The 21,320-nt window shown below is 71.3% G+C and carries 21 protein-coding genes; 8 read left to right on the top strand and 13 right to left on the bottom strand.

All coding sequences use genetic code 11. The features are described from left to right. Positions 1–141 precede the first annotated feature (141 nt). Positions 142–2,730, top strand: a complete 2,589-nt coding sequence (locus VF330_RS34070; protein ID WP_330855831.1) for an AfsR/SARP family transcriptional regulator — start codon at positions 142–144, stop codon at positions 2,728–2,730. On the opposite strand, the gene paaZ is transcribed toward VF330_RS34070, so the two are convergent. From paaZ to VF330_RS34035, 7 genes are all read right to left on the bottom strand, one after another. Continuing rightward, on the bottom strand, positions 2,727–4,748 hold the full coding sequence (gene paaZ, locus VF330_RS34065) for a phenylacetic acid degradation bifunctional protein PaaZ (protein ID WP_330855830.1): 2,022 nt from the start codon (positions 4,746–4,748) through the stop codon (positions 2,727–2,729). The two genes, VF330_RS34070 and paaZ, sit on opposite strands and share 4 nt — an antisense overlap. A 144-nt stretch (positions 4,749–4,892) precedes the next feature. Further along, a complete protein-coding gene (locus VF330_RS34060; protein WP_330855829.1) occupies positions 4,893–5,363 on the bottom strand; it encodes a CAP domain-containing protein in 471 nt (156 codons plus the stop codon). Between the two features lie 38 nt (positions 5,364–5,401). Continuing rightward, complete coding sequence (locus VF330_RS34055; RefSeq protein ID WP_330855828.1) at positions 5,402–5,785, bottom strand: cysteine/serine endopeptidase inhibitor; 384 nt, start codon at positions 5,783–5,785, stop codon at positions 5,402–5,404. A gap of 12 nt (positions 5,786–5,797) precedes the next feature. Then, entirely contained in the window at positions 5,798–6,553 is a 756-nt protein-coding gene (locus VF330_RS34050) for a thaumatin family protein (RefSeq protein WP_330855827.1), read from the bottom strand. Positions 6,554–6,655: 102 nt separating this feature from the next. Then, a complete protein-coding gene (locus VF330_RS34045; RefSeq protein WP_330855826.1) occupies positions 6,656–7,837 on the bottom strand; it encodes a helix-turn-helix transcriptional regulator in 1,182 nt (393 codons plus the stop codon). Then, on the bottom strand, positions 7,834–9,141 hold the full coding sequence (locus VF330_RS34040) for a LuxR C-terminal-related transcriptional regulator (RefSeq protein ID WP_330855824.1): 1,308 nt from the start codon (positions 9,139–9,141) through the stop codon (positions 7,834–7,836). Before VF330_RS34040 ends, VF330_RS34045 begins: the two co-directional genes overlap by 4 nt. Before the next feature lie 291 nt (positions 9,142–9,432). Beyond that, on the bottom strand, positions 9,433–10,347 hold the full coding sequence (locus VF330_RS34035; RefSeq protein ID WP_330855823.1) for a LysR family transcriptional regulator: 915 nt from the start codon (positions 10,345–10,347) through the stop codon (positions 9,433–9,435). A 71-nt stretch (positions 10,348–10,418) separates the two neighbouring features. On the opposite strand from VF330_RS34035, the gene VF330_RS34030 reads away from it, so the two are divergent. Together VF330_RS34030 and VF330_RS34025 are read left to right on the top strand one after the other, a co-directional pair. After that, positions 10,419–11,087, top strand: coding sequence for a nitroreductase family protein (locus VF330_RS34030; RefSeq protein WP_330855822.1), 669 nt, complete (start codon positions 10,419–10,421; stop codon positions 11,085–11,087). A gap of 29 nt (positions 11,088–11,116) precedes the next feature. Beyond that, positions 11,117–11,980 (top strand): AraC family transcriptional regulator, encoded by an 864-nt coding sequence (locus tag VF330_RS34025; protein WP_330855821.1) that lies wholly within the window; start codon positions 11,117–11,119, stop codon positions 11,978–11,980. On the opposite strand, the gene VF330_RS34020 is transcribed toward VF330_RS34025, so the two are convergent. Genes VF330_RS34020 through VF330_RS34010 form a run of 3 tightly spaced genes read right to left on the bottom strand, consistent with a single transcriptional unit; the run spans position 11,958 to position 15,655 of the window. After that, positions 11,958–13,127 carry a hypothetical protein gene (locus tag VF330_RS34020; RefSeq protein ID WP_330855820.1) on the bottom strand — a complete coding sequence of 390 codons (1,170 nt, stop codon included), beginning with the start codon at positions 13,125–13,127 and terminating at the stop codon, positions 11,958–11,960. The two genes, VF330_RS34025 and VF330_RS34020, sit on opposite strands and share 23 nt — an antisense overlap. Positions 13,128–13,142: 15 nt before the next feature. Continuing rightward, positions 13,143–13,958, bottom strand: a complete 816-nt coding sequence (locus tag VF330_RS34015; protein WP_330855819.1) for an SDR family oxidoreductase — start codon at positions 13,956–13,958, stop codon at positions 13,143–13,145. Positions 13,959–13,996: 38 nt separating this feature from the next. Beyond that, positions 13,997–15,655, bottom strand: coding sequence for an AMP-binding protein (locus tag VF330_RS34010; protein ID WP_330855818.1), 1,659 nt, complete (start codon positions 15,653–15,655; stop codon positions 13,997–13,999). Positions 15,656–15,747: 92 nt separating this feature from the next. Between VF330_RS34010 and VF330_RS34005 the strand changes: the two genes are divergently transcribed. Together VF330_RS34005 and VF330_RS34000 are read left to right on the top strand one after the other, a co-directional pair. Continuing rightward, on the top strand, positions 15,748–16,506 hold the full coding sequence (locus VF330_RS34005) for a helix-turn-helix transcriptional regulator (RefSeq protein WP_330855817.1): 759 nt from the start codon (positions 15,748–15,750) through the stop codon (positions 16,504–16,506). Further along, positions 16,507–16,929 carry a nitroreductase family deazaflavin-dependent oxidoreductase gene (locus VF330_RS34000; RefSeq protein WP_330855816.1) on the top strand — a complete coding sequence of 141 codons (423 nt, stop codon included), beginning with the start codon at positions 16,507–16,509 and terminating at the stop codon, positions 16,927–16,929. Here VF330_RS34000 and VF330_RS33995 read toward each other — a convergent pair. Together VF330_RS33995 and VF330_RS33990 are read right to left on the bottom strand one after the other, a co-directional pair. Beyond that, entirely contained in the window at positions 16,885–17,448 is a 564-nt protein-coding gene (locus VF330_RS33995; RefSeq protein ID WP_330855815.1) for a hypothetical protein, read from the bottom strand. The genes VF330_RS34000 and VF330_RS33995 overlap by 45 nt on opposite strands. Next, complete coding sequence (locus VF330_RS33990; protein ID WP_330855814.1) at positions 17,445–18,008, bottom strand: TetR/AcrR family transcriptional regulator; 564 nt, start codon at positions 18,006–18,008, stop codon at positions 17,445–17,447. The genes VF330_RS33995 and VF330_RS33990 overlap by 4 nt, the downstream gene beginning before the upstream one ends. A 281-nt stretch (positions 18,009–18,289) precedes the next feature. Between VF330_RS33990 and VF330_RS33985 the strand changes: the two genes are divergently transcribed. After that, positions 18,290–19,519 (top strand): family 16 glycosylhydrolase, encoded by a 1,230-nt coding sequence (locus tag VF330_RS33985; RefSeq protein ID WP_414675521.1) that lies wholly within the window; start codon positions 18,290–18,292, stop codon positions 19,517–19,519. A 72-nt stretch (positions 19,520–19,591) separates the two neighbouring features. On the opposite strand, the gene VF330_RS33980 is transcribed toward VF330_RS33985, so the two are convergent. After that, complete coding sequence (locus VF330_RS33980) at positions 19,592–20,449, bottom strand: ornithine cyclodeaminase family protein (protein ID WP_330855813.1); 858 nt, start codon at positions 20,447–20,449, stop codon at positions 19,592–19,594. Between the two features lie 224 nt (positions 20,450–20,673). Here VF330_RS33980 and VF330_RS33975 point away from each other — a divergent pair, with 224 nt between their 5' ends. Both VF330_RS33975 and VF330_RS33970 read left to right on the top strand, forming a co-directional pair. Continuing rightward, positions 20,674–20,886: a zinc finger protein gene (locus VF330_RS33975; RefSeq protein WP_330855812.1), complete on the top strand. Its 213-nt coding sequence runs from the start codon at positions 20,674–20,676 to the stop codon at positions 20,884–20,886. Positions 20,887–20,933: 47 nt separating this feature from the next. Further along, positions 20,934–21,119, top strand: coding sequence for a hypothetical protein (locus VF330_RS33970; RefSeq protein WP_330855811.1), 186 nt, complete (start codon positions 20,934–20,936; stop codon positions 21,117–21,119). Positions 21,120–21,320: the final 201 nt, after the last annotated feature.

The following is a 21,320-nucleotide window of genomic DNA, read 5'->3' as shown; positions in this document are numbered from 1 at the left end:
CCAGACCTCGTGGGGGAACCTAAAATGGTGATCTTGAACAAACATTGAACGGGGACGGCCGTGCGATTCGGTCTCCTGGGCGAGATTCGAGCCCAGAACCAGGATGGAAACGTAGAAATCGGGCATGCCCGGCAGCGGTGCGTGCTCGCCGTGCTGCTGATGCGCGCGAACACGCCGGTGACGGCGGACCAGCTCGTCGACCGGGTGTGGGGCGACCACCCGCCGATGACCGCGCGCGGCACGCTGTCCTCCTACCTCACCCGCATCCGCAAGGCCGGCATCGAGGTCGGCAGGCAGTCCGGCGCCTACCTCCTCGCGATCGACCCCGACGACGTCGACGCGCACCTGTTCACCCGGCTGGCAGGTGAGGCCAGGACCGCTCCCGACGCGCAGGCCGCCGAGCTGTTCCGGCGCGCGTTCGGCCTGTGGCGCGGCGAACCCCTGTCCGGAGTGGACACACCGTGGGCGCGAGGTGTGCGGGAGTCGTTGCTGCGCCGGCGGTTCGAGGCCGAGCTGGACCACGCCGACGTGCTGCTGCGACTGGGCGCACACGCGGAGCTGCTCACCGAGCTGCCCGCCCGCGCAGCCGAGCACCCGTTCGACGAACGGCTCGCGGGCCAGCTGATGACCGCACTGCACCGCGCCGGCCGGTCGAGCGACGCCCTGGCCCGCTACCGCGAGTTCCGCACGCGGCTGGCCGACGAGCTCGGCACCGATCCCGGTCAGCCGTTGCGCGAGCTGCACCAGCGAATCCTGTCCGGCGACCGGCTCACCGGGAGCGGGGTGCCCCGGCAGCTGCCGGCCCGCCCCGGCCTGTTCGCCGGCCGCACCGACGAGCTGGAGGCGTTGTCCGCCAGGCGGTCCGGCACGGCCGTCATCTCGGCCATCGGCGGCGGTGGCGGGATGGGCAAGACGTGGCTCGCGTTGCAGTGGGCGCACGACAACTCTGCGGACTTCCCGGACGGCCAGCTGTACGTGAACCTGCGCGGCTTCGACCCGAGGACGGAGCCGCTGCCACCGACCGCCGCGCTGCGCGGGTTCCTCGGCGCGCTCGGCGTCGCGGCCGACGACCTGCCCGCCGCGGCCGACGACCAGGCGGCGCTCTACCGCAGCCGGATCGCGGGCAGGCGGATGCTGGTGCTGCTCGACAACGCGGCGGAGACCGCGCAGGTCCTCCCGCTGCTGCCCGGCAGTCCCGGCTGCGTCACGCTGGTCACCAGCCGGCGGCCGCTCACGGGGCTGGTCGCGACGCACGGCGCGTTGCCGGTGCCGCTGGACGTGCTGTCCGACGACGACGCGGTCGCGTTGCTCGTCGGCCACCTGGGGGCGGCGCGCGTCGCCGCCGAACCCGGTGCCGTCAAGGAGCTGCTGTCGCTGTGCGCCGGTCTGCCGCTGGCGCTGGGCATCGTCGCCGCCCGCGCGGCCGTGCACCCGTCGCGGTCGCTCGCCTCGATGGCGGTGGAGCTCCGGTCACACCGCCTCGACGGGCTGGACGCGGGCGAGACGGACCTCAACCTGCGGGCGGTGCTCTCGTGGTCCTACCGCGCTCTGCCACCCGACGCGATCACGCTGGTGGGCCTGATGGCCCTCGCGCCCGGTGACGACATCGGCCAGGACGCCCTGGCCGCGTTGTTCCCGTGTCCGGCCGGCGACCTCACGGCCGCGAACCTGGTGACCCGATCGCCCGACGGCCGCTACCGCATGCACGACCTGGTCCGCCTGTACGCGGCCGAGCGCGCCGCCCGCGAGCTGGCCGAGGACGTGCGCACCGGAGCGTTGCGCCGGGTCGTGGACCACTACCTCAGGACCGCGCATGCCGCCGACAAGCTGCTCGACCCCGGCCGTCCCGCGGTCGAGATCGGGCCACCGGTCGAGGGCAGCCGCCCGGTCCCGCTGACGGACGCGCTCGGCTGGTTCGCGGTGGAGCACCGCGCGGTGCTCGCGTCCCAGCGGCTCGCGGCCGAGCAGGGCTGGCACGCGCAGGCCTGGCAGCTCGCCGCTGTGCTGGACACGTACCACCACCGCTGGTGCGACGCGGACACGCACATCGCCGCGCTGCGCACCGGGCTGAGCTCCGCCCAGGCCGTGGGCGACCTCGCGATCAGCGTGCGCGCGTTGCGCAACCTCGGCCAGGTCTGCGCCCGGGCGGGCCAGGCCGACGAGGCCAAACGGTTCCTGACGCACGCCGTCGAACTCGCCGGAGAACTGGGCGACACGATCAGCCAGGCCCACGCCAACATGTCGCTCGCGCAGGCCCACGGCGGCGACGACCTCCTCGCGGCCCACCAGGTCGCCACCGCGGCGCTCGGTCAGTACCGCGCCGGCACCGAACCGCACTGGGAGGCCAGCGCGCTCAACCAGCTCGGGTGGATCTCCGCGTTGCTCGGCTGGTACGACGAGGCACGCGCCCACTGCGTGGCGGCGCTGGAGCTGCACCGCCGCCACGGCATCCGGATGGGCGAGGCGGAGACCCTCGACAGCCTCGGCTACATCGCCCACCGCGCCGGGCGGCTGAGCGAGGCCGTCGGCCACTACCGCGCGGCCGTGGCCCTGTTCGACGAGCTGGGCCACAACAACCACCTGGCGCTCACGCTGGAACGCCTCGGCGAGGCCCACGCCGAGGCGGGCGAACGCTCGGAGGCCGAGGAGGCCTGGCATGAGGCCGCACGGCTGCACCGCGCGCACGGCCGCACGGCCGAGGCCGACCGGGTGGAAGCGCTGCTGGGCTAGCTCTTCGCCACCAGCGTCAGCACGTCGTAGCGCGCCACCGACTCGCCCTTCTGGTTCGTCACGTCGGCGTCCCAGCGCACCTCGCCGTAGTCCTGGTCCTCGCGCGGCGTGATCTGCTTGACCGTCAACGTCACCGTCAGCCGGTCGCCGGGGAACGTCGGCGTGACGAACCGCAGGTTCTCCAGCCCGTAGTTCGCCAGCACCGGGCCGGGCTCCGGCGAGACGAAGAGGCCGGCGGCGAACGACACCACGAGGTAACCGTGCGCGACCCGGCCGCCGAAGAACGGGTTCGCGGCGGCGGCTTCGGAGTCCATGTGCGCGTAGAAGGTGTCACCGGTGAAGGACGCGAAGTGCTCGATGTCCTCCAGCGTCACCTCGCGCGGGCCGGCCACGACCGTGTCGCCCGGGCGCAGTTCGGCCAGCGTCTTGCGGAACGGGTGCACGTCCTCCTCGCGGCGGGGAGCGCCCGTGACCCAGCGGTTGGTGATGGCGGACAACGCGCGCGGGCTGCCCTGCACGGCCGTGCGCTGCATGTGGTGCATCACGCCCCGCATGCCGCCCATCTCCTCGCCGCCACCGGCTCGTCCGGGACCGCCGTGCACCAGCATCGGCAGCGGCGACCCGTGGCCGGTCGACTCGGCCGCGTCCTCGCGGTCCAGCACCAGCAGCCGGCCGTGCCACGGCGCGACCCCGATCACCACGTCCCGCACGAAGTCGGTGTCCGCGGAGACGATCGACCCGACCAGCGAACCGGAGCCGCGCGCCGCCAGTTCGACGGCGTCGTCGGCCGAGTCGTACGGCATCAGCGTCGACACCGGGCCGAAGGCCTCGACCTCGTGCGGCTGCACGGCGTCGGCGGCGGCGCGCAGCAGCATGGGCGACATGAACGCGCCGCGTTCGGCGTCGGCGTCCACAAGGGACAGCCGGCCGTCGCCGTAGACGACGGAAGCGCTCTCCCGCAACGCCTTGAGCGAGCGGAGGACCTCCTCGCGCTGTTCCAGCCCGGCGAGGGCGCCCATCTTCACCGACCGGTCGGCGGGGTTGCCGATCACGACCTGGCCGAGCTTGGCGGCGACCGCCTCCCCCACCTCGTCGATCAGCGACGAGGGCACGAGCGCGCGCCGGATCGCGGTGCACTTCTGGCCGGCCTTGGTGGTCATCTCGGCGACCAGCTGGTCCACGAACAGGTCGAACTCCGGCGTGCCGGCGACGGCGTCGGGGCCCAGGATCGAGCAGTTGAGCGAGTCGGCCTCGGCGTTGAAGCGCACCGACGACCGGATCACGGCCTGGTGCGTGCGCAGGTGCTGGGCGGTCGACGCGGACCCGGTGAACCCGACGAGGTCCTGCGGCGTCAGGTGGTCGAGCAGGTCGCCGGCGGACCCGCAGACCAGCTGCAGCGACCCCTCGGGCAGCAGGCCGGAGGCGAGCATCAGCTCGACCATCTTCTCGGTCACGTAGGCGGTCTGGGACGCGGGCTTGATCAGCGACGGCACCCCGGCGATGAACGCGGGCGCGAACTTCTCCAGCGGCCCCCACATGGGGAAGTTGTAGGCGTTGATCTGCACCGCGACACCGCGCAACGGCGTGCAGATGTGCTGGCCGACGAACGTGCCGCCGCGGCCGAGGGGCTCCAGCGCGCCGTCGACGAACACCTTGTCGTTCGGCAGCTCGCGCTTGGCCTTGGACGCGTACCCGAGCAGGACGCCGAAGCCGCCGTCGATGTCGATCCATGAGTCGGACTTCGTGGCGCCGGAGCGCGCGGACAGCGCGTACAGCTCGGCCTTGTGCTCCTTGAGGTACAGCCCGAGCGCCTTGAGCAGCTGTGCCCGCTGGTGGAACGTGAGCTCGCGCAGCGCGGGCCCGCCGACCTCGCGGCCGTACCGCAGCGCCGCGCCCATGTCGACGCCCGCGGACGAGATCCGGGCGATCTCCTCGCCCGTGACGGCGTCGTGCAACGGCGCGCCCTCCGCGGACGGCGTGTGCCATCCCCCCGACACGTAGCTGCGCAGCAAGCTCATCGCGCCACCCTTCTCGCTGGGCGCTGGATCTTCAGCGACCCGACCACCCGGCAACGTATCAGGGCGGGAGAGAGCGGCGCAGAATCCGGGGCGGCGCCCGCGCGACGTGCCTGACAACGTTGTCAGGCACGTCGCGGCACCGGGTCAGCGCGTTCCGAAGTCCTGCGTCCAGTAGTGGCCGTAGGTGGTGCCCTGCCGGTAGTGGTAGCCGACGCCGATGTCGCGCAGGGCGCAGTTGAGGATGTTGGCGCGGTGGCCCGCGCTGTTCATCCACGTGCGCACGACGTCGGCGGCGGTCTGCTGGCCCGCCGCGATGTTCTCGGCGGCCCTGGTCCAGCGGGTGTAGCCCGCCCGTTCCATCCGGACGACGAAGGTGCTGCCGTCGGAACCGTTGTGGCTGAAGAAGTTGCGCGCGGTCATGTCCTCCGAGTGGCGTTGCGCGGCCGTGCCGAGCGCCGGGTCCTGGCGCAGGGCGGGACAGCCCGCCTTGGCCCGTTCGGCGTTCGTGCGGGCGATGACGTCCTCCTGGACCGTGGCCGCCGTGGCAGGGGGTGCGAGAACGGCGGCGGCGGTCAGGGTCACCGCGGTGAGCAGGGAAATGCGTGACGCGATCATCGTTGTGCTCCTGTGCAGGGGTTTCTGCGACGCGGGGATCAGACGATCTCCCAGGTCACGGTGATGATCCCGACCGAGGTGTTCGCCAGCTGCGCGAACGCGGGCTGACTGAGGTCGATCTTGTCGGTCGGGCAGCTGGGACACTTGTCCTTGATCGGAACGGTGATGGTGCGGCCGTTGTGGGTGACCCGGATCGACTTGCGGCACAAGGGGTCGTTGTTCGGGTTGGGTGTCGTCCACAGGCCGGCGGGGGCCGCGACGAGCAGCTGCGTCGCCGCGTTGATCTGCGTGCCGCACGCGCCGTAGCCGGCGTCGTTGTAGTAGCTGGCGGTGCCGCTGACGGCGGAGGCGGTGCCGGAGAAGACCACCGAGATCGCCGCGGCCGACGCGAGGGCGCCGAGCGCTCTGGCTGTGCGCTTCACGGTTTTCCTTTCTCAGGCGACGGAGCTGAACGTGACGGTGAAGCCCGTGCAGTTGCCGCACTGGAACACGGTCTGGTTGCCGGGCTCGGTGTCCTGCTTGGACCACGCGTAGGCCTTGGGGCACCGGGACTTGATGGTGTTGCTGTAGTCCGTCTGCGCGTCGCGGTTGGGGTTGACGCAGTTGACGCGCTGCCCGTTGGCCCCGTACTTGACGTAGGCGGGGTTGCAGAGCGGCAGCAGATTCTCGGTGCACCCGGCGGTGCCGCACGACGTGGAACCCGGTGGCACCACGGCGTTGACCGGGCTGATCATCACCGGCACGGAGAACGCGTTGACGTAGCTGACGTTGTACCAGGGTGCGAGGCCGTCGCGGGAGTCGAAGTTGAACTCGGCGAGGCTGGCGGGCTGGTCGCCGAGGACGCACCGGTCGGCGTAGACGCCGCAGTCGCCCACGGCGCAGCGGAAGTTCTGGCCGGACGTGCCCGTGCAGCCCGTCCTGGCGAAGAACTTGCCGCGCCAGTGGCCCGGCGAGGCCGTCTCGGGGATGGTGATGGTCGCGGACTGGCCGTTCGCGATCGTGGGCAGGCCGGTCAGGGCGCGCGAGCCGTCCGCGTTGACGGTGGCGCCGACCCAGATCGTCTGGCCGGTCCGGTTGACGAAGGTGACCTTGTGGTCGATCGCCGCGGTCGCCACCGGTGCGGTGACGCCGGCGAGGGCGAACACGAGCGCGAACAGAGCGGTGACCCAACGACGTGATCTTGCGGCCATGTGTGCGGGCTCCCTCCTGCGAGACCGGTGCGGGCGCACCGGAGCCGCTCCCACGGTCACGCGGCGGAGTCGGCCGGCGCTTCACGGTGAGACCGCAAAGTTTCAGCGGGGGTCGTCCCGGACCGGGAACCACCTCGTGACCTGGAGCTCCCGCCGGCCGGCCAGCCCGAGCTTGCGGTAGACCCTGGTCAGGTGGAGCTCGACGGTCCGCGTCGCCATCGCGAGCCGGGCCGCGATCTCCCTGTTCCCCAGCCCGGTCCGCACGAGCTCGGCCACCTCGGCCTCGGCCGGGGTGAGCGCCGGCGCACGGGACGCGGCGACACCGCCGATCGCCTCGTCCGCGCGGCGCACGAGAGCCGTGGCACCGACGTCGACGGCCGTGGCACGTGCGCGCGTGTAGATCTCGTGTGCCGCCACCTGCTTGCCGTGCGCGGTGAGGCGGTCCCCGTAGTCGCACAGGACCTCCGCGAGCTCCACCCTGGCGTGCGCCATCTCCAGCAGGCGGATCGCGCGGTCGCAGGCGGCGAGGTCGTCGCCGCCGGGCGGACTCGCTCCCGCGACCGCCGACAGGCTCACCCCCAACACCCCCGGTTCGCCCCACCGGGCCGCGGCCGCGTGCTCCTCCGCCGCCAGCCGTGCGGCTCGGTCGCGGTCACCGCAGGCCAGCGCGGCGCGGGACGCCCGGGAACGCCACGGCAGGACCGCGGGGTTCACGACACCGGCCGCGGTCAACGCCCGCCCGCACGCCAGGTGACCGGTCAGGGCGTCGTGCGGGCGTCCCGACGCCATCGCCAGCACCGCCTCAGCAGCGACCAGCAGCGGGTGCCCGCCGTCGTGGACCGGCAGCAGGGCCTGCGCGGCGTGGAGATCTCCTCGGGTGACGAGGTCCTCGACGGTCCAGAGCAGCACGACCGGGCGGATCCCGTCCGTGCTGCCGTCGTGCCGCAGTCCGGTGAGCAGCGCGGAGCACCTCGCCAGGTCGCCGGTGCGGCGGGCGACGGCCGCGCGGGCGAGGGCCGCCCGCTCCGCCACCTCGCCGGTGCTCTCCTCGAGCAGGGCGAGGCTGTGCGCGTCCGCGGCGACCAGTTCACCGGCGCAGACGAGCGTCGCCAGCGCACGCGACACGCACAGCGCGTTCTTCCGGCACAGAGCGGCCGCCAGGGCCCGTTCGGCCGCTTCGACGGCGCCGGTCCAGTTCTCCCCCGCGACGAGCAGCCCCGCCGCGACCGCCGCCGGGCACTCGTGGCCAGGACCGCCGGGCCGGCGCTCGGACAGCTCGTTCACGCCGTGGGGACGAACGCCCGGCGCAGGCCCGGCCTCCCCCGCACCCCCATCTTGCGGTAGACGGTGGTGAGGTGGAACTCGACGGTCCGCGACGTGAGCCCGAGCTCGGCGGCGATCTCCCGGTTCGACTTCCCCGCCCTGGCCAGCACCGCGATCCTGCGCTGCTGACCGCTGAGAGCCGACTCGCCGTCGTTGCGCAGCAACCGGTGCGCCAGCTCGTCCGCCATCCGGGTCCACTGTGGACAAAGAGCTTCCTCGCGCAGGCAACGGACGTGTCCGCGGGCCCGTTCGACCTCACCTCGCGAAAGCAGGAGCTGCGCCAGGTCGTGGCGCGCCCGCAGCGCCTCGCCGCCGGCCGAGGCCCGCCCGAGGCAGGTGACCGCCTCCTCGAGCAGGACGTCGTCACCGCCGCGTGCCAGCGCCGAGGCGTGCAGGGCGAGCCCGAGCGCCCTCGGTCCACCCCAGCGCCGTGCCGCGACCAGGTCCTTGTCCGCGCAGACCCGCGCCAGCACGAGGTCTCCCGCGCCGACGGCCGCCAGTGCCGCCGACGACCGCCACGGCAGCACCGCCGGGTTGACGACACCGAACCGGTCGGCGCGCCGCCCGCAGTCGAGGAACTCCTCCAGCGCCGCGGCGTCCCGTCCCCCGGCCAGCAGGACCCGGCCCCGCGCGAAGTGCAGTTCCGCCGCGTCCGGGTGCTCCGCCGTCGCACGCTCGGTCTCCAGCACCGCCTGCGCCCTGGCCAGGTCGCCGGTCTCGACGAGCGCCAGGGCCAGCCACGCCGCGGCGACGACCCGCAGGCGCGGGCGAACGCCCCGGCCGAGTGCGCCGTCCAGCAAGCGCACCGCCGCGCGCGCGTCGCCGCGGCGCACCAGGATCCGCCCGCCGAGCAGGTCGTGGACGTCCCTGCCGTACCTGTGGGCCGAGCACGTCCAGTGCCGGTGCGCCAGGGCGATCTCGTCGGCGTGGACCAGCACCGTCACCGCCTGCCAGAACGCACTGGCGTCGAGCGACTCCGCCCACGTGAGCACGTGCCGCGCGGTGCCGGCCGCCTCCGTTCGTCCGGTGCCGCGGTTCGCCGCCTGGACGGCCCGGAACACGAGCACGCCGGGAACGGACCAGCCGGCCTCGGGGCACCCCGGCACGTAGGCGAGGTCCGCCGGGTCCGGTCCGGGAACCGGTGACGCGGTGACCGCGCGGGCCACCGCCTCACCGGCGAGCAGGTCCGCCTCTTTCCACCGCCCGTCGCGGATCAATTCGATCCGCGCACGGCGAACGGCGTCGAGCGTGTTGTCGCGCGTCACTTCGACGGTGCCCTTTCCCTGCTCGGATCACACCGGAAATCCCGGACCGCCAATTGATACGCGGTGCGCCTTCCGTTCTGCGTTGCCCCTGCACAGAGCCCGTTCAGCTCAACCACAACCGTATCGAACGGACGGCCTTCTGGTCTGGACCATACCGCCAGAAGCCCGGCTCGTGAACCGGGAACCTCGTTTCCGGGGCGTCCTGCGGCGATGATTCCGGAGGAATTCGTGAGAGCGCTCCCGCGCGACCACCGCATTTCCGCGAGAACGGAAAGGGAATGTCTTGTTCTGTCAGACCGCCTGACCGGGACCGAACAGCGCGGCACAGTGCTCGGCGAACGCCTGCGCGCGGCGCGTCAGCGGTCCGCTCGCCCAGCCCAGCACGACGGGAGTGGTGGGCACCTCGTCGCGCAACGGCACGGTGACCACCTCCAGCCCCTCGTACGACCGGCCCAGCGCGGGTTGCTGGACGGTGATCGAGTAGCCGATCCCCCGCGCCACCAGCGACCGCGCCAGCTCGAAGCTGCGCGCCCGGTGCGCGACGACCATCTCCACCCCGGCGGCGGCGAACACCGCCCGGAAGTAGCGCTCGCTCGGTGCCACGTCGAGCAGCACGAACGGGTCGGCGGCGAGCTCCGCCAGCGCGACGGCGCGACGGCGGCGCAACCGGTGGCCGCCGGGCAGCAGCACGCGGGGCGCCTGGTCGTGGAGCGTCCGCGTCTCGATGCCGGGCAGCAGGTCCTGGTCGTAGAGGAACGCGATCTCGCACCGCCCGGCGACGAGGTCCCCCGCGATCTCGGGCAGGCTGCCCTCGACGAACCGGACGGACACGTCCGGGTGCGCCTGCTCGAACGTCGCGATCGCCGCCGGCAGGTGGAACGGCGCGATCGGCGCGTAGCAGCCGACCGTCAGCACGCCGCCGACCCGCAGGCTGAGCCCGCGCGCCTCCGCGCCGAGGTCGCCCATCGCGCCGACGACCCGGCGGGCGTCCGCGAGCACCTGTGCGCCCGCCGCCGTCAGAGCGGCGCCCCTGCGCGGCGACCTGACGACGAGCCGGAGGTCCAGCGCGCGTTCCAGCTCGGTCAACGCCAGCGAGATCGCCGACTGCGACACGTGGCACCGGACCGCGGCGGTCGTCAGCGACCCGGTCTCCGCCACCGCGATCAGGTACTCCAGTTGCCGCACGGTCACGTTGGGCAGGTTCACGAGCCGAGCTTATGACTGGCTTGAGAAAGTTGAGCTGGTCCAACAAGCCGGGACCGGGCATCGTCCGGACCGTGACACGACCGCACCGCCACCCGTTCGTCCCGTACACACCGCCGCGCCTGCCGGTCGAGGAGTCGCTCGACCGCGGCCGGGCGTTCCACCGGCTGCTGGACGCACGCCGGTCCGTGCGCTGGTTCTCGTCCGATCCCGTTCCGGCACAGGCGATCGAGCTGGCCGTGCGGGCCGCGAACACCGCCCCGAGCGGCGCGCACCAGCAGCCCTGGCGGTTCGTCGCGACGCGGGACCGCGACCTCAAGCGCCGCATCCGCGCGGCGGCCGAGGAGGAGGAACGCCGCTTCTACCACGAGCGGGAGATCCCGGACTGGCACACGGCGCTGGCGCGGCTGGAGACCGACGCGACCAAGGAGTTCCTGGAGACCGCGCCGTGGCTGGTGGTCGCGTTCGCCCAGAAGCAGCAGAACGGCCAGAAGACTTACTACACCAACGAGAGCGTCGGCATCGCGTGCGGTTTCCTCATCGCGGCGCTGCACTCGATGGGCCTGGCCACGCTGACGCACACGCCGAACCCCATGACGTTCCTCGGAGACCTGCTGGGACGGCCCGGCGAACGGCCGTACGTCCTCTTCCCCGTCGGCTATCCCGCCGACGACTGCGAGGTGCCGGACCTGCGCCGCAAACCCCTGGCGGACGCGCTCACGTTCGCGGGCGAGCTTGCCTGATCGTCCCACCGGCGGGAACGATCGGCGGCGTGGACGAACTACGCGCGCTGATCGCCAAGCACGCCCGCCCCGACCTGACCACGGCCATCCCCGACGTCCTGGTCTCCAGGACGACGGTCGGCGGTCCACCGGCGCCGGCCATGACCGGCACGATCCTCGCGTTCGTCGCCCAGGGCCGCAAACGCATCGCGCTGGGCGACCGCGTCCACGACTACCGCGCCGGCCAGTACCTGGTCGCGTCGATCGACATGCCGATCACCGGCAACTACGTGGACATCAGCCCGTCCGAGCCCGCGCTCGGCCTCGGCCTGGTCCTGCGCCCGCAGCAGGTCGCGGAACTGCTGCTGGGCAACGACCTCCCGAAGCCCGCGGGCACGCCGCGGGGCCTCGCCGTCAGCGACGCCACGCCGGAGCTGCTCGACGCCGTCACCCGGCTCGCCCGCCTGCTCGACCGGCCGCGCGACGCCCGCGCGCTGGCGCCGCTGGTCAAGCAGGAGATCCTCTGGCGGGTGATGACCGGCGACCAGGGCGCCGTCGTCCACCAGCTCGGCGTGCGGGACAGCAGCCTCAGCCACATCGCGAAGGCGGTGAGCTGGATCCGGGAGAACTTCGCCGAGTCGTTCAAGGTGGAGGACGTCGCGCGGATCGCGGGCATGAGCGAGTCGGCGTTCTACCGCCACTTCCAGGCCGTCACGGCGATGAGCCCGATCCAGTTCCAGAAGCAGATCCGCCTGCAGGAGGCCCGTCTGCTGCTCGCGACCACGCGGGACGTCACGAGCGTCAGCCACCGCGTCGGCTACGACAGCCCGTCGCAGTTCAGCCGCGAGTACCGCCGCCGGTTCGGCGCGCCGCCCAGCAGGGACGTCCTGCTCAGGCCTGAACCTGCTCTTTGACGTTCAGGTACACCGCACGGACTTCCAGCGTCCGCTCGACCTTCTCCAGCACGGGCGCGAAGAACTGGCGCCGGTGCTCGGCGTCGCTCATCGAGATCACCGAGAAGTACATGCTGCCGAACGCGGCGAACAGCGTGGCGTTGCGCAGCATCGCCGACGGCACGCCGGGGATCAGCGACTCCACCGGCGGCGCCCCGATCCACTGCTCGGCGATCGCGGGCGTGACGACGATCAGCCCCAGCAGCACGAAGAACGCGAACAGCGCGAGCCCGACCACCGCGGCCTGCACGAGCTGCCGGATCGCCAGCATCACGAGCAGGTTGCGCAGCTGCCTGCCGTTCAACCGCTTGGGCGGCAACGGCTCCGCGATGTCCACATCGGACAGCGGAGTGCCCTGGCACGCGCCCTTGAGGATCTCGGGCCGCAGGTCCTGCTCGACCCGGCCGATCTCGTCGCGCAGCCTCGCCGCCGCGGCCAGCACGGTGATCGAGGCGAACAGCAGCACGACGAGGCTCACCCGCGGCCACCGCAGCTGGTTCATCGCCTGCCACAGCTCACCGGTGAAGAACAGGAACAGCGTCACGAACAGCATCGGCGGCAACGCCCTGCCGAGCAGCTGCATGCTGTTGCGCAGGTCCGCGATCACGTGCCGGATGGCGCCGCGGGTCAACGACCCCAGCCCGTAGGTGGTGGCCAGCATCGTCGCCCAGAAGGCCAGCCCGAAGAAGATGACGAACAGCACCAGCGCGCCCCACACGGAGTCGGGCTGTTCCTCCGTGGCGGGCGCGGTCACCTTGCTGTCGATGGCGTACTGCACCGACGGCGTGATCACCGGCATCGCCGCGTACGCGACCAGCACGAGGAAGGTGGTGCGCGGCGAGAAGTTCGGCATCCGCCGCACGAACAACGACAGCACGACCCACGCAGCCACCATCACCGCGACGATCAGCCCGAGCAGCACCCACCGCGACAGCCCCGACGACTGCTGGAGCACCAGCCACGCCAGGCTGCCGACGGCGACGAACGCCAGCGCGGGCATCATCCGCGGCAGCACGTGCGACCGGAAGCCGTAGCCCTCGATCATGGTGGGCGCGCCCTGCCGGACGAACCACTGCTCGGTCCGCCGCACCACCTCCGGGGAAGCCATGGCGTGGATCATGCCTCACTGCTCGAACAGGCGCGCCATCACGCTGAAGTAGCGGGTTGGGGCGATGCGGGCGAGGGCGTCGAACACGTGCGCGTCCGGCCCGACGAGGATCCGCGCCCTGCCGCGTTCGACGCCGCGGTGGATGATCTCGGCCGCCCTGTCCGGCGTGGTCAGCGCGACCTTGTCGAAGTCCGCCGCGATCTGCTCCAGCGAGCGCCCCTGCTCGTCGAGCTCGGCGTGCATGCGGCCGTTGCGGACGATGTTGGTCTTGATGCCGCCGGGGTGCACGGTCACCGCCGAGACGCCGGTGCCGCGCAGCTCCTGGCGCAGCGAGTCGGTGAAGCCGCGGACGGCGAACTTCGAGGCGCAGTAGGCGCTCTGCTTCGGCATCCCGAGCAGCCCGTAGACGCTGGACGTGTTCACGACGACGCCGTAGTTGCGCTCGACCAGCTGCGGCAGGAAGGCCCGCGTGCCGTTGACGACGCCCCAGAAGTTGATGTCGAACAGCCAGGAGTCGTCCTCCGGCACGGACTTCAGCACGGTCGTGTGCGTGGCGACGCCCGCGTTGTTGAACACCGCGGCCAGCGGCAGCGAGAGCCAGTCCCGCGTCTCCCGCGCGAACCGCCGCACGTCGTCGGCGTCGCGCACGTCGAGGACCCGGCTGAGCACCGGGCCCTCCAGCGACGCCGCCGTCTCCGCCAGGCCCGCCTCGTCGACGTCCGCGATGGCCAGCGGCGAACCGTGCCGGGACAGCCGCCGCGCGAGGCTGCGGCCGATCCCCGACGCGGCTCCGGTGATCACGGCGGGACGTCCGGAAAGCGTGCGCTGCATGGAGGTGCTCCTGTCGTCGTCGACGGCGGCACCTCACGTTAGCCGCGCAGCTCCGGGAACTGGTCGTCCCGCCACTCCTGTGGCCGTTCGACACCTTCCTCCTCGCGGGTGCGGAGGTCGACGCGGCGGATCTTGCCGGACACGGTCTTGGGCAGCTCGTAGAACTCCAGGCGCCGGATGCGCTGGAACGGCGCCAGGTGCTCGCGGGCGTGCCGCAGGATCCGCAACGCCGTCTCGCGGTCCGGCTCCCACCCGGCGCTGAGCGCCACGTACGCCTTGGGCACGGCGAGCCGCAGCGGGTCCGGTGACGGCACGACCGCGGCCTCGGTGACCGCCGGGTGCTCGATCAGGACGCTCTCCAGCTCGAACGGCGAGATCTTGTAGTCCGACGCCTTGAACACGTCGTCGGTCCGCCCGATGTAGAAGAGGTAGCCGTCCTCGTCGCGGCTCGCGATGTCGCCGGTGTGGTAGTAGCCGCCGGCCATCGCCTCGGCGTTGCGCTCCTCGTCGCCGAAGTAGCCGACCATCAGCGACATCGGCCGCTGCCCCAGGTCGACGCAGATCTCGCCCTCCTCGGCGAGCTCGCCGGTGAGCGGGTCGACCAGCACGACCGGCACGCCCGGCAGCGGCGTTCCCATCGAGCCGAGCTTCACCGGCGCGCCGGGCACGTTGCCGACCGACAGCGTGGTCTCGGTCTGCCCGAAGCCGTCCCGCAGCGTGAGGCCCCACTGCTGCCGGACCTGGTCGACGACCTCGGGGTTGAGCGGCTCACCGGCCGCCACGACCTCGCGCAACGACCCTGGCCCGCCGCTGAGGTCGGCCTTGATCAGCATCCGCCACACGGTCGGCGGCGCGCAGAACGTCGTGACGCCCTTGTCGCGGATCTGGCCGAGCAACGCGGCAGCGTCGAACCGCGCGTAGTTGTAGACGAAGATCGTCGCTTCGGCGATCCACGGCGCGAAGAAGCAGCTCCAGGCGTGCTTGGCCCAGCCGGGCGAGCTGATGTTGAGGTGCACGTCGCCGGGCCGGACGCCGATCCAGCGCATGGTCGTGACGTGGCCGACCGGGTACGAGACCTGGGTGTGCTCGACCAGCTTCGGGCGGCTGGTGGTGCCGGAGGTGAAGTACAGCAGCAGCCGGTCGCCGGCCTTCGTCTCCGGGTGCGGCAACGGGTCGTCCGACGCCCGTCCGGTGTCGGTGTAGTCCAGCCAGCCCTCCGCGGTGCCGCCGACCGCGACCAGCACCGGGCCGCTGTCGAACTTCTCCGCGTCCTGCGCGCGGGCGATGACGTGCCGCACGGAGCCGCGGTGCAGCCGGTCCGCGAGGTCGGCGCGGCCGAGCGCGGTCGTGGTCGGCATGATCACCGCGCCGAGCTTCATGACGGCGAGCATCGACTCCCACAGCTCGACCTGGTTGCCGAGCATGATCATCACGCTGTCGCCCCTGCCGACGCCGTGCGACGCGAGCCAGTGCGCGACGCGGTTCGACCGCCGGCGCATCTCGTCGAACGTGTAGGCGCGCTCCGACCCGTCTTCCTCGACGAGGTGCAGCGCCGTCGTGTCGTTGCCCCGCGCGATGACGTCGAACCAGTCGTGCGCCCAGTTGAAGCTGTCGCCCTCGAAGTCCGGCCAGGCGAACTGCTCGGGATCGGTGAGCATCAGGTCGCGGGCCGCGCGGTAGGTGTCGTGACTGGACATTCCCCGAGGGTGAGGAGGGCGGGGCCGCCGGTATACCCCCGTCCGGGGGTGTACCCCTTTTCGAGGGTGCGGACGTGGGTGAGACTGCGGGCGTGTTGCCAGAACGTTTCCACGCGCTGCTGCCGCAACGCCTGGACGTGCTCCGCCGAGCGACCGGGCTGCCCGTCGTGTTCGGCGGTGCCGTCACGCCCGGCGGTCTGGTGCTGAGCAGCTTCCTCGGCACGCACGGCAGCTCGTTGCACGGCCTGCGCGTCGGCACCGGCCGCGGGCTGGGCGGCACGGCGGTCGCGATGGGCACGGCGGTGCGCGTCAACGACTACGCCTCGACCCGCGCGATCACCCACGAGTTCGACCGGATGGTCGTCGTGGACGAACGCCTGACCTCGGTGTTCGCCTACCCGGTGATGGTGCGCGGCACGGTGCACGGCGTCCTCTACGGAGCCGTGCGCGGACAGACGACCGTCGGCGACCGGGCCATCAGAACGGCCGGTGCCATCGCGCAGGGCTTGGCAGGGGACCTGGACATGCCTTCTCTTCACACGCAGGCCGCACTCCGCGAGCTCTCGGAGGTCGCGAAGCTCGTCCGCGACCCGGTGCTGCGCGAACGCCTGCGCAAGGTGCACCAGGACCTCGGCGGCGAGGTCCCGGTCGCCGTCCCCACGGGACTGACGCCGCGGGAACTCGATACGCTCCGCCTGGCCGCGGTCGGTGCGTCCAACCGGGAGATCGCCGCCGAGCTCGGGTTGAGCACCGAAACCGTCAAGGCCTACCTCCGCGGCGCGATGCGCAAGCTGGGGGTGCACAACAGAACCGCCGCCGTCCACGCGGCGAGGTCGACGGGAGCTCTCTGAATGTCGTGGCAGCAGAAGGCCGTGATCGGCACCGACCGCCTGTTGTACAAGCTGACCGGCGGCAGGATCGGGCTCGTGGGGTTCAGCGGGCAGACCGGTCTGACGCTGATCACCACCGGGGCGAGGTCCGGTGAGCGACGGGAGAACCAGGTCCAGTACGTGGCCGACGGCGAGTCGATGCTCGTGGTCGGGTCCAACTGGGGCAAGCCGCACCACCCCGCGTGGACCGCGAACATCCTCAAGAACCCGGACATCCGGGTGAACGTGAAGGGCGACGTCCGCGACGTGCGCGCGACGCTGCTCGAAGGGGCCGAGCGGGAGGCCGCCTGGCGCAAGATGGTGGCGGCCTGGCCCGCTTTCCAGGACTACGTCGAACAGTCAGGCGGCCGCGAGCTGCGGGTCTTCCGCCTCACTGCGCGCTGACTCCCACGCCAGCCACACGCAGCCGACGGCGAGCAGCACGCCGTGGGCGATCCGCGCGACAGGCGGCAGGAAGAACTGCGGCAGGAACAACGCGAACCCGGCCGCGAACAGGATCGACGGCAGCGTGCGCAGCTTCAGCGCGGCCACGACGGCGGCAACGCCCATCGTCACCAGCCCGACGCCGAAGGTCGTGACGGCGAACGGGGTGTACCGCACCGCCTCCGCCAGTTCCAGCAGGTTCGGCTGCGCGGCGAGCTCGTGCAGCCCGAAGTCCTCGGCGCCGTAGTAGGGCAGCGTCAGGCCGGCGCCGACCCAGAACGTGATCGCGGCGGTGCGGTGCACCTCCAGCAGCGCGATCGGCACGAGGATGAAGCCGATCATGGCGAACAGGTGCGACAGCACCCACGCCTGCGACCCCATCGCGGCGGCGGCGCCCGCCGCGGTCGTCTCGTCCTCCCACGGTCTGACCGCCGGGTAGAGCAGGAACAGCACCCCGGCCGCGGTGAGCGTCCACTTCACGATTTCCCCCTGAGATCGTCGAGATACATCCGGATCAGCTGGTCGTACGTCTCGTCGAGGCCCTCGGGCAGCCCGAAGCCGCCGCTGGACTCGATCGACGCGAAGCCGTGCGCGAGCACCCGGAGTCGTCGCGTGGCATGCACCGCCTCCGAGCCCTCCAGGCCGTAGCCGCGCAACGCCGCGTACAGGACCTCCATGAGCTTCGCGCCGGCGGCGCGCTGGAGGTCGTCGTGCAACGGGTCCATCGGCGCGACCGAGTAGCGCTTCGGGTACTGCGCGACGTACGCCCGGTAGGCGTGCATCAGCGCCCGCACCGCCTCGTCGCCCGACAGCCCGAGGATCGCGTCGGTGAACCGGTCGGTCATCTGCTCCAGCACCCGCAGGCCGACGTGCCCGCGCAGCTCGCCCAGGCTCGCGACGTGCTTGTAGAGCGACGGCGTGGCGACACCGGTGCGCGCCGCGACGGCGGCGAGCGTCAGCCCTTCCGCGCCGTGCTCGTCGAGCAGCTCGAGGGCCGCGTCGACGACCTTGGCGGTGGTGAGACGTATGCGAACAGCCATAGCTCAAAAGCTAACGTCATTAGCTCACCGAGTCAAGGCGGCCCGCCACCACGGCCTGCACGAACCCGGCGCGCCGACAGTGGTCTGAACCTGTGTTATGGCGTTTTCGACCGCAAACCGTGCTACTTCCTGCTGAATTCGCTGGTCAGTACCTAGATCGCTTGAGAGCGCTCTCATATGACAAAAAGATGAAAACCTTTACACGTTGACCGTGGGTCACGGCGTGGCAACACTTCTGAACCACTGGGCGCAACAACTAAACACCCGGAAAGGTCGGTTCGATGCTTCGACGCATCGGGACGGCCCTCGCCGCCGCCTTCATGGTCGCTGCGGGGATCACCGTCGCCACCACCAGCCAAGCTCCCCCTGCCAACGCGGCGGTGACCTGGGCCGACGAGTTCAACGCTCCCGCCGGCACCGGTGTCGACGGCAGCAAGTGGCAAATGGAAGTCGGGAACAACAACGGCAACAACCGAGAGTCGCAGTGGTACCAGGCGGGCACCTCGAACGCGGTGCACGACGGCCAGGGCAACCTGGTCATCACCGCCAAGCGCGAGAACCCCGGCAACTACAACTGCTGGTACGGCCGGTGTGAGTACACCTCTGCCCGCATCAACACCGCGGGCAAGTTCACCCAGACCTACGGCCGGTTCGAAGCGCGCATGAAGATGCCGCGCGGACAGGGCATCTGGCCCGCGTTCTGGATGCTGGGTGCCGACATCAACAGCGGCAACCCGTGGCCGGGCTCCGGCGAGATCGACATCATGGAGTTCCTGGGACACCAGACGAACACCGTGTACGGCACGATCCACGGTCCCGGTTACTCCGGTTCCGGCGGCAAGTCCCACGCCTACAACGGCCCGAACTTCTCGGACGGGTTCCACAACTTCGCGGTTGACTGGAAGCCGGGCGAGATCACGTGGTCGGTGGACGGCAACGTCTACGCCCGCAACACGCCGACGGACGTCAACGGCAACCCGTGGGTGTTCAACAAGCCGTTCTTCATCATCATCAACCTCGCGGTCGGTGGTGAGTGGCCGGGATACCCCAACGCCAGCACGACGTTCCCTCAGCAGCTCGTGATCGACTGGGTGCGCGTCTCCAACGACAGCACCACCCCTCCCCCGAGCGGTGGTGGTTCGGAGATCCGCGGCGTCGGTGACAAGTGCCTCGACGTGGCGTGGGCGAACACCGCCAACGGCACGCCGGTCCAGGTCGTCGGCTGCAACGGCAACGCCGCCCAGAAGTGGAGCCGTCCCGGTGACGGCACGATCCGCGCGCTGGGCAAGTGCCTCGACGTCAGCGGAAGCGGCACGGCGAACGGCACGGTGGTGCAGCTCTGGGACTGCAACGGGACCGCTGCTCAGCAGTGGGCCGTGAGCGGGGCCCAGGACATCGTGAACCCACAGGCGAACAAGTGCCTGGACACCGTGGGAGGTTCCTCGGCGGACGGCACGAAGACGCACATCTGGCAATGCCTCGGCGTCGCCAGCCAGAAGTGGCGGGTCTGAGGTCCCTGCCTCACCCCGCTTGACGAGAACGCCGGCCACGAACCCCTCCGGGGGATCGTGGCCGGCGTTTTCTCATGCCAGCAGCCGTGCGACCGCCCAGTCCTGCACCGCCACGCCCACCGACTTGAACACCGTGCGCCCCTGCCGCAGCGGCGGGTTCCCCAGCGCCGCACCGAGCTCGACCAGCGCCTCCAGCCGCAGCACGCCGGAGTTCACCGCCCGGATGATCTCCCCCGCCTCGCTGAGCGCGGCCTCGACCTGGTCCACCACCACGACCTCCGCGGTCGCCAGCAGCTCCTGCGGCAGCTCCCGCATCACCGGCCGGTACGACCCGATCGCGTTGACGTGCACCCGTTCCTTGAGCGCGGCGCACGAGAACAACGGCACCGTGGACGCCGTCGCGCAACACACGACGTCCGCGCTCTCCACGGCCTCCTCGGCGCCGGCCGCCACGTCCATGACCGTGTCCGGCAGCTCGTCGCGGAGCCCCTCCAGCAACGCCTCGGCCTTCTTCGCGTTCCGGTTGAACACGACGAGCTTCTTCAACGGCCGCACCGAGTGCACTGCCCGCACCTGGTCCGCCGCCTGCGCCCCGGCCCCCAGCAGCGCGAGGTGCGAGGCGTCCTCCTCGGCCAGCAGGTCCGTCGCCACCCCGACCACCGCACCGGTCCGCAGCGTCGTGAGCGGCACCGCGTCCGTGACGAACTGCCCGTCCGGGTGCGAGAAGACGACCGTGCCGGCGATGACGGGGTCCCGCTCGACCTCGATGCTGACCACCTTGACCGCCGTCGACCCCGTGGGCCGGTGGTGCACCGCCATCACGAGGGACCGGCTGTCGCTGAAGGCGTGGCGCGGCGGCAGGTCGAACTCGCCCGCGGTGAGCCCGATGAACGCTTCTCTGACGGCATCGATCGCTGCGGGCATGGTCATGGTTCGGATGGTAACGACCGGGCGACCCGCTCCCCCAGCGGGCTTGTTCACCGATTTCCGCGCTCCGATAAAGACACACGGCCGTTATCTAACAACGCGCGCACGGCAATCTCTCGACAATGCGCCGCGCATTGAACGGCCATTCCTGCATCACTCCGGGTGAATCGCCCCGGAAACACCGGCCGAGGTGGATTGGCCGGGCTCCAAGCAACAAAATGGAAACCGTGAAGTTTCGATGGGCGCCCCAGGAGGGGCAGCGTCACGCCATCCCCGACGAGCTGGCCGGGGAGCAGCTCGTGGAGACGCTGTGCGGTGATCCCTTCATCCCGCGGCAGGTCAGCCTGTGGCGGGACAAGAACGTGTGGCCGACGTGCCGGGACTGCGACGGCATCTGGCGCGAGAGAGAGGGGATTCTGCCGTGGCCGCGGAAATCCTGACGGAGGACCTCCTCCGGATATCCCTGCAACGACTTTCGCGGGAGGTGGTGAAGACTTATCCACAGTTCGGCGAGGTGCTCGCGCGGAACATGCTGCGCACGTGCGGCCTGGTTCCCGATGTGGAACGCGCCGAGCACTACCGGGAGCTCGGCACGTTGCTCATCGACCTCGGCCGCCTCTACCTGGCGGAGGCCGACGCGCTCACGACGGTCGAGGCGCCGCGGCAGCCGTGAGACTCTTCTCCACCCGGCCGGCCCAAGTTCCGCTCGGTGCGAAAACGTTGCGGCGAAAGCGAAGAAGATCCGGACCGCCTGTGGCCCACGCGTCGCGGAAACCGGTTTCCGCGAACCGGTCCGCCGCGGGACCTGTTGAGGGGAGCAGAAATGTGAGAACGAGCACGGCTGTTCGGACCATCCCGGCACGACCGGCCCGAT

The sequence above is a fragment of the Lentzea sp. genome (assembly GCF_036380075.1).
Classification (GTDB): Bacteria; Actinomycetota; Actinomycetes; order Mycobacteriales; family Pseudonocardiaceae; genus Lentzea.
Note: the sequence above shows the minus strand (reverse complement) of the source record. Positions and strands in the feature narration are given on the sequence as shown.

Excerpts from the sequence above, each read along its gene's own strand:
- paaZ (WP_330855830.1), bottom strand. The coding sequence starts at position 4,748 with ATGAGCTTGCTGCGCAGCTACGTGTCGGGGGGATGGCACACGCCGTCC.
- VF330_RS34060 (WP_330855829.1), bottom strand. The coding sequence starts at position 5,363 with ATGATCGCGTCACGCATTTCCCTGCTCACCGCGGTGACCCTGACCGCC.
- VF330_RS34050 (WP_330855827.1), bottom strand. The coding sequence starts at position 6,553 with ATGGCCGCAAGATCACGTCGTTGGGTCACCGCTCTGTTCGCGCTCGTG.
- VF330_RS34020 (WP_330855820.1), bottom strand. The coding sequence starts at position 13,127 with ATGGCTTCCCCGGAGGTGGTGCGGCGGACCGAGCAGTGGTTCGTCCGG.
- VF330_RS34015 (WP_330855819.1), bottom strand. The coding sequence starts at position 13,958 with ATGCAGCGCACGCTTTCCGGACGTCCCGCCGTGATCACCGGAGCCGCG.
- VF330_RS34010 (WP_330855818.1), bottom strand. The coding sequence starts at position 15,655 with ATGTCCAGTCACGACACCTACCGCGCGGCCCGCGACCTGATGCTCACC.
- VF330_RS34000 (WP_330855816.1), top strand. The coding sequence starts at position 16,507 with ATGTCGTGGCAGCAGAAGGCCGTGATCGGCACCGACCGCCTGTTGTAC.
- VF330_RS33990 (WP_330855814.1), bottom strand. The coding sequence starts at position 18,008 with ATGGCTGTTCGCATACGTCTCACCACCGCCAAGGTCGTCGACGCGGCC.
- VF330_RS33985 (WP_414675521.1), top strand. The coding sequence starts at position 18,290 with ATGCTTCGACGCATCGGGACGGCCCTCGCCGCCGCCTTCATGGTCGCT.
- VF330_RS33980 (WP_330855813.1), bottom strand. The coding sequence starts at position 20,449 with ATGACCATGCCCGCAGCGATCGATGCCGTCAGAGAAGCGTTCATCGGG.